Source organism: Sphingomonas sp. (assembly GCF_042091075.1).
Classification (GTDB): Bacteria; Pseudomonadota; Alphaproteobacteria; order Sphingomonadales; family Sphingomonadaceae; genus Sphingomonas.
The window spans coordinates 29,762-39,550 of the sequence record NZ_JBELIE010000010.1 but is presented as its reverse complement, the minus strand read 5'-3'; the positions used below and the strand labels follow the sequence as shown (position 1 = coordinate 39,550).

Sequence of the window (9,789 nt, the reverse complement as noted above, 5' to 3'; positions counted from 1 at the left end):
GGTGCGCCTGCCCGACAGCGATTCCGCGCTGTTGCCGCCGCGCGAGGCGGACGACATCTCGCACAAGCGGACGGGCACCTGGAAGACCTGTCTCGACACCGGGACGATCCGCGCCTGTTCGATCATCAACCTGGAATTCCTCGGTCAGACCCGGCCGCCGCCCTATGTCTACGCGGAGATCGTCCTCGACGGCGCGTCGACGAAGATGATTCACATGATCGATATCGATGACATTGAGTCCGCCAAGCAGCGGATCAAGCCGGGCACGCGCGTTCGTGCTGTCTGGCGTGAGGGCGAGCGTGTTGGCTCGTTGCGCGACATCGAGCGGTTCGAGGTCATCGACGAGTGACCACCTACACGATCACGACGCTGCGCATCGGCGAGCTGATGGTGCCGCAGGGCGGCACCATCGTCCGCGATCCGATCCATTGCTGGCTGGTCCGCGGCGGTGGCGCCACCATTCTCGTCGATTCCGGGATGGTCGATGCCGAGACATTGCGACATCGCTTGAAAGTGGAGGGGATCGGCGGAGGTCATGCCCCCCTGATCGAGGGGCTGGCGCGCGAGGGGCTGGAACCGGCCGACGTCGACTATGTCGTCCTGTCGCACCTTCACTTCGATCACGCACAGAATCTCGACCTGTTTCCTGATGCTTGCGTGGTCGTGCAGCGGGATGAGCTCTTCCATGCGATCGAGCCCACCCCGACCCAGCGCATCTACTACTTCCGCGAGACGATTACCGAGCTTCTCGGTCGCAAGCGGCCGGCCAAGCTTCGTCTCGTCGATGGCGATGTCGACTTTCTCGACGGTATCACCCTGCTCAAGACGCCGGGTCATACGCCCGCCATGCAAGTGCCGATCATCACGACGGCCAAAGGCAAGGTCGCGCTCGTGACCGATCTGGGGGATCATTATCGCTACTGGTTCCCGGACGATCCCCGCGCCAGCGACAAGCCCATGCGCTTCATGGCGGGGGCCCTGCTGCCGAGCAGCATTCGCAGCGAGAGCGAGCGTGATTTCACAGCGTCGATGAGACGGGTTCTCTCTCATGCCGATATCGTCGTTCCGGCGCATGATTTCCGTATACCCCGGCAGATGCCGGACGAGTGGTTCGCCTGTCCAGAGTCGACCAGCGGCGACCTGGCGCACGCGCCGATGGAGGCATCCCGATGAGCTACCAGACTATTCTATACGAGGTCAGCGATCGTATCGCGACGCTCACTCTCAACCGCCCGGACGCCATGAACGCGACGACGGACGAGATGTATCAGGAGCTGCAGGATCTCATCCCTCGTATCGCCGCAGATCGCGACGTCGCCTGCGTCATCCTCACTGGAGCCGGTCGAGGCTTCTGTGCAGGAGCTGATCTCAAGGCGAGAAAGGATGACGCCACGCCGCTGGAACGTCGCGCCCGACATCGCTGGATCCTGAAGGACATCCTTGAGCCGCTGTATAGGCTCGAAAAGCCGGTGATCGCCGCGGTCAACGGCGCTGCGGCGGGCGCCGGGTTCAACATTGCGCTAGCGTGCGATTTCATCATCGCGAGCGAGCAGGCCAGCTTCATTCAGGCGTTCGCCCGCGTGGGGCTCGTGCCCGATCTGGGCGGGCTGTATCTCCTCGGTCGCGTCATCGGGATCAACAAGGCGAAGGAGCTTTGCTTCACCGCCCGCAAGGTGTCGGCTGAGGAGGCGAAGGCGCTCGGGATCGTCAATCATGTCGTGCCGCACGATCGCCTGCTGGACGAAGCGCGGGCGATCGCGAGCAAGATCACGGCGGCCTCGCCGACCGCGATCGCGATGACCAAGACGCTGCTCGACAAATCGACCAACGCCACGATCGACCAGATGCTCGAGTATGAATCCTACGCGCAGACGATCGCGTATCTGACGCCCGAGTACGAGGAGGGCGTGCTCGCGTTCCGCGAGAAGCGCGCACCCGACTTTGCCGCCGCCGCGCGCCGCTGAGGAAGCCTGCCATGGACTTCGCCTACACGCCCGCCGAAACCGAATTCCGCATGACGTTGCGGCACTGGCTCGCCGACGCGCTGCCGAAAGGCTGGGGCGAGACGGTCTTCGAGCCGGAGGACGAGGATGAACGGGCCATGTTCCGCTTGCAGTGGGAGCGGAAGCTGCACTCGGGAGGCTGGTCCGGGATCAACTGGCCCAAGGAATATGGCGGGCGTGGCGCGACGCTGATCGAACGAGCGATCTTCGCGGAGGAGATGGCCCGAGCCCAGGCCCCGGAGGGACTGAACATCATCGGCCACAATCTCGCTGGTACGACGATCCTGCGTCACGGCACGGAGGCGCAGAAGAAGCGCTTTCTGCCCAAGATCATCTCTTCCGACGAGGTATGGTGCCAGGGCTTTTCCGAACCGAACGCCGGATCCGACCTTGCCTCCGTGCGGACCCGTGCCGAGCGGCGCGGCGATCATTTCATCGTCAACGGCCAGAAGATCTGGACGAGCTTCGCGCAGTATTCGCAATGGTGCTTCGCCTTGGTGCGGACCGACCCGGATGCCCCCAAGCACAGGGGGTTGAGCTTTCTGCTGATCGACATGTCGTCCCCCGGTATCTCCATCCGGCCGTTGCGTCAGATTTCGGGTGAGAGCGAGTTCAACGAAACTTTCTTTGACGACGTCATCGTGCCCGCCGAGAATATCGTGGGCGAAGTGAACGATGGCTGGCGGATCGCGATGACGACACTCGCCTACGAGCGTGGTCCCGAGGATGCCCTGGGGCGGCAGATCCGCTTCAAGCAGGAACTCGACAAGCTGCTGGACACGCTTTCAACGCAGCGTCGTGGCAATGGCCGGGCCATCGACGAACCATCGACGCGCCAGGCGCTCGCCAAGTCGATCATCGAGGTCGAGGTGATGCGGCTCAACTCGCTTCGGACCTTCAGCAAGTATCTGAACGGTGAGGAGCGTGGGCCCGATGCGTCGCTGATCAAACTGTACTGGAGCCATGCTGCGCAGCGGATGTACGAAACCGCGCTCGACGCACTCGGGCCCACGGCGCCGTTGGCCGGTAATGACCGGGATTCGGCTCGTGCCGGGCTGTTCCAGCTTAGCTGGCTGCAGTCCAAGGCATTCACGATCTATTCGGGGTCGTCTGAAATCCAGCGAAACATCATCGGCGAGCGTATGCTTGGCCTGCCGCGATAGGGGGCAATCATGAATTTCGGCTTCGATGAGGACCAGAAGAGTCTGGGAGATACGGTCGCCAAGCTCCTCGTCGACTATCCTGCGCTGACCGCACCAGATCTGGTCCGCCCACATTCGGACGAAGTCTGGCGCGGCCTCGCTGAACTGGGGCTCTTCGCCTTGATGGTACCGGAACGCTTCGATGGCGTTGGCCTCAACGCAGTGGACGTGGCGCTCGCCGTCGAGGCGCTGGGAGCCGGACTGGCACCGCCGTCCATCCTTTCCACGCTGGCCGTCACCGATCTTCTCGTCCGGCACGGTAGCGAGGAGCAGCAACGTCGCCATCTGCCTGGCATCGCAGCCGGAACATGCAAGTTCGCGATCGCGACACTGGAAGCCGATCAGGGCTACGATCCTGCGAGCGTCTCGACGACGATCGGCGAAGACGGGCTCAGCGGCGAGAAGATTCTGGTGGCGGACGCCGCCGATGCTCAGTTCTTTCTTGTGTCGGCGCGGCAGGGTGGTGCGACCGTGCTCGCCCTCGTCGACCGGACGGCTGCCGGCGTGGCCGTGCGCCCGCATGACGACATCGATCCGTCCGCCGGATCCTGCGCGATCAGGTTCGAGCGGGTCGATGTCGGTAGCGATGCCATCATCGGAGCGACTGCGCCGGAGCGCGCCATCGCCCGGCTGCTCGATACCTGCGCGACGTTCGCTGCCGGCGCCTTGATCGGCCTGTCCCACCGCATGCTGGATACGGCGGTCGAATATGCACGAACCCGCGTGCAATTCGGTCAGCCGATCGGCGCGTTCCAGGCCATCAAGCATCGCTGCGCGGATATGGCGGTGGCGGTGGAAGCGGGACGATCGGCAGCCTATTACGCATTCTGGGCGGTGGCGGAGGATGCACCCGACCGGGCACGCGCCGCGTCGATGGCCAAGGCCTATTGTGGCGAGATTTCGCGGCAAGTGTGCAGTGAGGCCATACAGGTCCATGGCGGAATGGGCTTCACCTGGGAGCTTGGGCTGCACCGCTTCCTGCGTCGAGCCAAGCTGCTGGAGCATAGTTTCGGCGACGCCGCGTTCCATAACGAGCGCGTTCTGGTCGAGACGCTGGCCGCTACCGGTGATGCGGCCGACCATCAGCTCGATGCCGCCTGAGGCAGGGGAAGGGCGGTGAGCGATCCTCTTGCACGCGACATTGCTCAGTTGGTGGAGGTGTTCAAGGCGCACGGCTGGCGCGAATTGAGGATCGAGACGGCCGCGGTATCGCTGTTGCTGTCGGACGATCCGACGGCTCGCCCGGAAGCCGCAACCGCGCCGGAGCGAGCCTCGTCCGTCCCCGCGGAAAGCCCGACGATGCCGCCGGTCGCAGCGCCGGCATCGATCGCGTCCCGTGACCCGATATGGGTTCCGATCGTCGCACCCAACCTCGGCACTTTCTATCGCTCGCCCAAGCCCGGATCGGCGCCGTTCGTCGAGGTCGGCGACCCCGTCTTGCCCGGCACCGAAATCTGTCTGCTGGAGGTCATGAAGCTGTTCACCTCCGTCACCGCCGGCGTGTCTGGCGTCGTGCGGGAGATCGTCGCGCAGGACGCCGAACTGGTCGAGGGCGGACAGCCGCTCTTCTACATCGAACCGCAAGGGAACTAACGCGCATGGCGCACATCGAATTTCTCGACGAGACTATGCGTGACGGCCAGCAGAGTCTGTGGGGCCTGCGGATGCGCGCTGGCATGGCACTGCCGGTTTCGCCGCTGCTCGACCGGACCGGGTTCAAGACGATTGATCTCACCGGCGGCGGTATGCTCGACGTCCTGACCCGTTACTGTCAGGAAAACTATTGGGAGGGGCTCGATCTCCTGGTAGCCTCTATGCCACGGACGCCGGTACGCGCGGGTCTTCGCGCCAATGCCAACGTCACCTTCTCGGTTTCGCCGCGCGCGTTGATGGATCTGTGGGTGCGCCGGCTGTGCGCGCACGGTGTGCGCTCGTTCTGGATCTATGACGTGCTGTTCGGCATGGATAACATGCTTCGCCTCGCCAGGGTGGCCAAGGAGGCTGACGCGCAGGTCGCCGCCGCCATCATGTTCGCGCTCTCGCCGGTACACACGGACAGCTACTACGCCGACAAGGTTCGGCAACTCGCAGCAAGCCCTGACGTCGACTCGATCCTTCTCTACGATACCGCGGGGGTGTTGGAGAAAGAGCGGCTATCGACGCTTCTGCCCGGCATCGTCGCGGCGGCGAACGGCAAACCGATCGAATTCCATGCTAACAATTTGCTGGGTCAAACCGCGAAGGCCTATCTCGATGCGGTCGATCTGGGCGTGTCCGTGCTCCACACCGCGAGCATGCCGATGGCGAACGGGCCTTCGGTTCCCGCAACGGAGACGATGGCCCGCAACATCGAGCTGAAGGGGCATAGTCATTCGCTCGATACCAGTCTGTTCCAGCCCGTTGCGGATCACTTTCGCGCGGTGGGCAAGGCGGCGGGATTCCTCGTCGATCAGCATGCCGAATACGACATCTTCTCGATCGAGCATCAGATCCCGGGCGGCATGATGGGCACGTTCAAGGCGCAACTCGCCCAGCACAACATGATGGATCGCTTGGGTGACGTCCTCGCCGAGGTCGCCGAGGTCCGTCGGGAGCTGGGCTATCCCGGCATGGCGACACCGTTCAGCCAGCTTGTTGGCATCCAGGCGGTGCTGAACATCGTGACGGGCAAGCGCTATGGCACTGTTCCCGACGAGGTGGTGCAATATGCCGCCGGTTTTTATGGCGAGACGGTGGCGCCCGTCGATCCGGACGTCATGGATCGGATCATGAGTTCGCCCCGCGCGAAGGAGGTCCTCGACAATCCGCCCCCCGATCCCAGCCTGGAAGACCTCAAGAAGCAATATGCCACGGATGACGAGGACGAACTCATCATGCGTGCGACCGTCCCACAGGCTGACATTGACAAGATGCGCGCTGCCGGGCCGGTCCGCCGCGACTATCCGCTGCTCTCCAGCCCGGAGCTCGAACAGGTCCGCAAGTTGATGCAGGTCGCCACCATGCCGGTGGTCGAGATCAAATCGGCCGGGCTGAACATCAGCCTGCGGCGGGAGCGATGATGTCAGGCGCCGATCTCGCCTTCCTGCGGGCATGAGTGCCGACGCAGCGCCCCGTCTCGCTGCGCGTCAGGAATGGCGGCGGAGTGGCCACCTCGTCGCGTTGACAGCCATCGGGCTTACATGCGCGCCGACGACACTGCCGCCCTATACGATCGGCCTGTTCGTCGCGCCGCTGCGGGCCGAGTTCGGATGGAGCCGGGGCGCGATCCAGGCGGCGATCCTGTTCAGCACCGGCCTTGGCGTCTTGGGTGCGCCCATGGCCGGCGCTATGGTGCGCCGGTTCGGCATACGCCGGACGCTGTTGCCTGGATTGGCGGGGCTGGCCCTTGCCGTTTTGGGAGCGGCGATGATCGGCGACGCGCTCTGGCAGTTCTATCTCGCATATGCCGCCATGTCGCTGCTCGGGGCAGGGGCGGGGGGTGTCGCCTGGAATACGCTGATCTCCGGGCGGTTCGAGACGTCGCGTGGTCTGGCGTTGGGACTGGGGCTCTCGGGAACGGGAATATGCTCCATCGTCATGCCGCAGATCGCTTCCTGGGCGATCGCCCTCTGGGGGTGGCGCGGCGGCTATGTCGCGCTGGCCGCCGTAACGGCGCTTATCGTGCTTCCTCTGTGCGCCGCCTTTTTGCCGCGGGACGGGCGCAGCGACGACGTCCACCCGGCGACCTCCCTGGCCGGCATGTCGGCGAGCGCGGCGGTGCGGACGCGGCGGTTCTGGATATTGGGGTGCTCCACCGCAGCAATCTATCTTGCCATCGGTGGCTCGATCCCGAGCCTGGTACCGCTCCTGGTCGATGGAGGACTTACGCCGCGGAGCGCGGCTACCGTCATGGGCATGTTCGGCGTCGCGGTGATCGCCGGCCGGATCGGCGTTGGCGCGCTGGTTGACCGTTTCTGGGCGCCGGCGGTGGCGCTGGGGGTGCTGACCTCCGCAGCGCTCGGCAGTCTGATCCTGGCGCATTCCCCCGGCGTGGTCACGGCATCGCTGGCCGCAGCGTTGATCGGCGTGGCGGCGGGGACTGAGCTTGACCTGCTGGGCTTCCTTGTCGCCCGCTACTTCGGCCTATTCGACTTCCCGCGCATTTACGGACGGTTGTTCGTGTTCGTGGCCATCGCGGCTGGTTGTGCGCCCCTGCTCTTTGGACTGATTAGGGACAGCGCGGGCAGCTATCGATACGCCTTCCTGGCGGCTGCTCTGTTCCTGATGAGCGGGGCAGCGGGGCTGCTGCGTCTGGGCCCGTATCCGAAGCCCCTCGATACGGACGGGTAGCGGAAGGGCGCAGGGGCTTGCCCGCGCCCTCCGTCGATCAAAGTGCTGTCAGGCCGCCATCAATGATGTGTTCGGTTCCAGTGACGAAACCGGATTCGTCGGACGCGAGGAATACCACGAGATTCGACACGTCCTCGACCTCGCCGACGCGACCGATCGGAACGGAGCCGCTGGCGATCTTGATCTGCTCGTCGTCGAGCGCCGCCGTCATCATGGGCGTGCGGATGTATCCGGGGTGGACCGAATTGGCCCTGATCCCCTGTTTGCCGTATTCGATCGCGATCTGCTTGGTGATGCCGCGGACGGCGAATTTGCTTGCGGCATAGGCCACGTTGGGTGTGCCGTAGATCGCCACGATGCCGGAGATGGAGGAGATGTTGACGATCGAGCCGCCGCCGGCCTCGATCATCGATGGGATGACATGCTTCGCCCCGAGGAAGACCGACGTCTGATTGATCGCGCAGACCTTCAGGAAATCCGCTTCGTCCAGCTCGGCGCAGGGCTTGCCCGGGCCGAGGATGCCGGCGTTATTGACGAGCGCCGTGACCGGACCGAATCGCTCCCTGGCGGCAGAGACGACGGCGGCCCAGCCGGCGTCGTTCGCGACGTCGAGCGTGTGGAACATCGCCGCGCTTCCAAGCTCGGCCGCCAGCCCCTCGCCCGCTTCGCGATTGATGTCGGTGATCACGACCTTGGCGCCTTCCGCGACAAAGCGACGCGCGTGCGCGGCCCCCATTCCCTGGGCAGCGCCCGTTATGATTGCCACCTTGCCCCCCAACCGAGCCATCACCCTCTCCTGATCTGGGAAATTGTTCGGGTATCCTGCCGTGCCCTGCGCTCGAAAGGAAGGGGGTGTGCATTCCTCGGCAAAAAAAACCGACGATTTTTCTTTTTTCTTTCCTTGGCGGGGAGGACAAGGTAGTTTTGCACTCGGAGTGAAGAAGCGGCGCGTGGACGCCCATCGGAGAGGCATTGCATCATGGAAGTTGGAGCGATCGATCCCGTCGACCAGCAGGTGGCCCGACCGGCCAACGTGCCTGCGGACCGTGTGATGGATTTCGACATCTACGGTGACCTGCCGGCGGGCGTTGATTTCCATGAATATTGGCGCGGGCTGATGAGCAAGGTTCCGCATCCGCTGATGTGGACACCGCACAATGGCGGTCACTGGATCGCCTTCAATGCCGAGCTCTCCGACACCGTCATGTCCGATTACGAGCGGTTTTCGAACTGGACCGTACTCGTGCCCAAGGAAACCGCGGGAGAGGCCTATCGGCTTATTCCGCTGTCGCTGGATCCGCCGGAGCATCGACCGTTTCGCAATCTGCTCAACGACAATCTCTCGCCAAAAGCGCTGAAGGGCGTGGATCAGGTTATCACCGATCTTACGGTCGAGCTGATCGAGGGATTTCGTTCCAAGGGGCGCTGCAACTTCGTCCATGACTTCGCGGAACAATTGCCGGTCCGCATCTTCATGCAGATCGTCGATCTGCCGATCGCGGATCTTCCCAAGCTCAAGCATCTTGCCGACCAGTTTACCCGTCCTGATGGATCACTGACCTATCCGGAGGTCTCGGCACTCTTCCGCGAATATATCAATCCGGTGATCTCGGCCCGCCGCGGCAAGGGCGGCGAAGACATGATCAGCCGAATGGTGAGCGGACAGGTAAACGGCCGGGATCTCACCGACGTCGAGGCTGAGAATATCTGCATTCAAGTGCTGGTCGGCGGCCTGGACACGGTGGTCAATTTGCTTGGGTTCACCATGCAGTTCCTGGCACGTCACGAGGACCTGCGTCGCCGCATCGCGGCGGATCCCTCCCTTATCGACGATGCGCTGCTCGAATTCCTCCGTCGTTTTCCGGTCGTCTCGTCCGCGCGCGAGGTACGCGACCCGGTGGAGTTCGATGGCGTACAGCTTGCGGCCGGCGACATGGTGATGGCGCCCACGATCGTCGTCGCGCTTGATGAAGCGATGAACAGGGACCCGCTGGCGTTCGAGCTGAAGCGCGCCGGTCGTCGACATTCGACCTTTGGAAAAGGGTCGCACACGTGCCCCGGCGCGCATCTCGCGCGCACGGAGATGAAAATCGTCCTCAAGGAGTGGTTCGCTCGCATTCCCGAGTTCCGTCTCGCCGATCCGGATGCGGTCGGTTACGCGAGCGGTATCGTCGGAACGGTCAAGCCGTTCGACCTAGTGTGGGACGCCGCCGCGACACGCTGACGTGCCGCCGGGCGGTGGCGATCGGCGTCGA

General features: G+C 63.9%; 10 protein-coding genes. 9 read left to right on the top strand and 1 reads right to left on the bottom strand.

Annotated features, from left to right (window positions below; genetic code table 11):
* From ACFDSW_RS02200 to ACFDSW_RS02165, 8 genes are all read left to right on the top strand, one after another.
* A partial coding sequence (locus ACFDSW_RS02200; RefSeq protein ID WP_375248638.1) for an OB-fold domain-containing protein occupies window positions 1-349 on the top strand: 349 nt, incomplete at its 5' end.
* The gene (locus ACFDSW_RS02195) at window positions 346-1,173 is read left to right on the top strand and encodes an N-acyl homoserine lactonase family protein (protein WP_375248637.1); all 828 of its coding nucleotides are present in this window, start codon (window positions 346-348) and stop codon (window positions 1,171-1,173) included. The genes ACFDSW_RS02200 and ACFDSW_RS02195, both read left to right, overlap by 4 nt.
* Window positions 1,170-1,964 carry an enoyl-CoA hydratase/isomerase family protein gene (locus tag ACFDSW_RS02190; protein ID WP_375248636.1) on the top strand — a complete coding sequence of 265 codons (795 nt, stop codon included), beginning with the start codon at window positions 1,170-1,172 and terminating at the stop codon, window positions 1,962-1,964. Before ACFDSW_RS02195 ends, ACFDSW_RS02190 begins: the two co-directional genes overlap by 4 nt.
* 11 nt (window positions 1,965-1,975) lie before the next feature.
* On the top strand, window positions 1,976-3,166 hold the full coding sequence (locus tag ACFDSW_RS02185; RefSeq protein WP_375248635.1) for an acyl-CoA dehydrogenase: 1,191 nt from the start codon (window positions 1,976-1,978) through the stop codon (window positions 3,164-3,166).
* A gap of 9 nt (window positions 3,167-3,175) precedes the next feature.
* Window positions 3,176-4,306, top strand: a complete 1,131-nt coding sequence (locus ACFDSW_RS02180) for an acyl-CoA dehydrogenase family protein (protein ID WP_375248634.1) — start codon at window positions 3,176-3,178, stop codon at window positions 4,304-4,306.
* A 15-nt stretch (window positions 4,307-4,321) separates the two neighbouring features.
* Window positions 4,322-4,798 carry an acetyl-CoA carboxylase biotin carboxyl carrier protein gene (locus ACFDSW_RS02175; protein WP_375248633.1) on the top strand — a complete coding sequence of 159 codons (477 nt, stop codon included), beginning with the start codon at window positions 4,322-4,324 and terminating at the stop codon, window positions 4,796-4,798.
* Between the two features lie 5 nt (window positions 4,799-4,803).
* Entirely contained in the window at window positions 4,804-6,264 is a 1,461-nt protein-coding gene (locus tag ACFDSW_RS02170) for a pyruvate carboxylase (RefSeq protein WP_375248632.1), read from the top strand.
* 31 nt (window positions 6,265-6,295) lie between these two features.
* On the top strand, window positions 6,296-7,534 hold the full coding sequence (locus ACFDSW_RS02165; RefSeq protein ID WP_375248631.1) for an MFS transporter: 1,239 nt from the start codon (window positions 6,296-6,298) through the stop codon (window positions 7,532-7,534).
* Between the two features lie 37 nt (window positions 7,535-7,571).
* Here the strand turns inward: ACFDSW_RS02165 and ACFDSW_RS02160 are convergent, their stop codons facing one another.
* Window positions 7,572-8,321, bottom strand: coding sequence for a glucose 1-dehydrogenase (locus tag ACFDSW_RS02160; protein ID WP_375248630.1), 750 nt, complete (start codon window positions 8,319-8,321; stop codon window positions 7,572-7,574).
* A 192-nt stretch (window positions 8,322-8,513) separates the two neighbouring features.
* Between ACFDSW_RS02160 and ACFDSW_RS02155 the strand changes: the two genes are divergently transcribed.
* The gene (locus ACFDSW_RS02155; protein WP_375248629.1) at window positions 8,514-9,758 is read left to right on the top strand and encodes a cytochrome P450; all 1,245 of its coding nucleotides are present in this window, start codon (window positions 8,514-8,516) and stop codon (window positions 9,756-9,758) included.
* Window positions 9,759-9,789 lie beyond the last annotated feature (31 nt).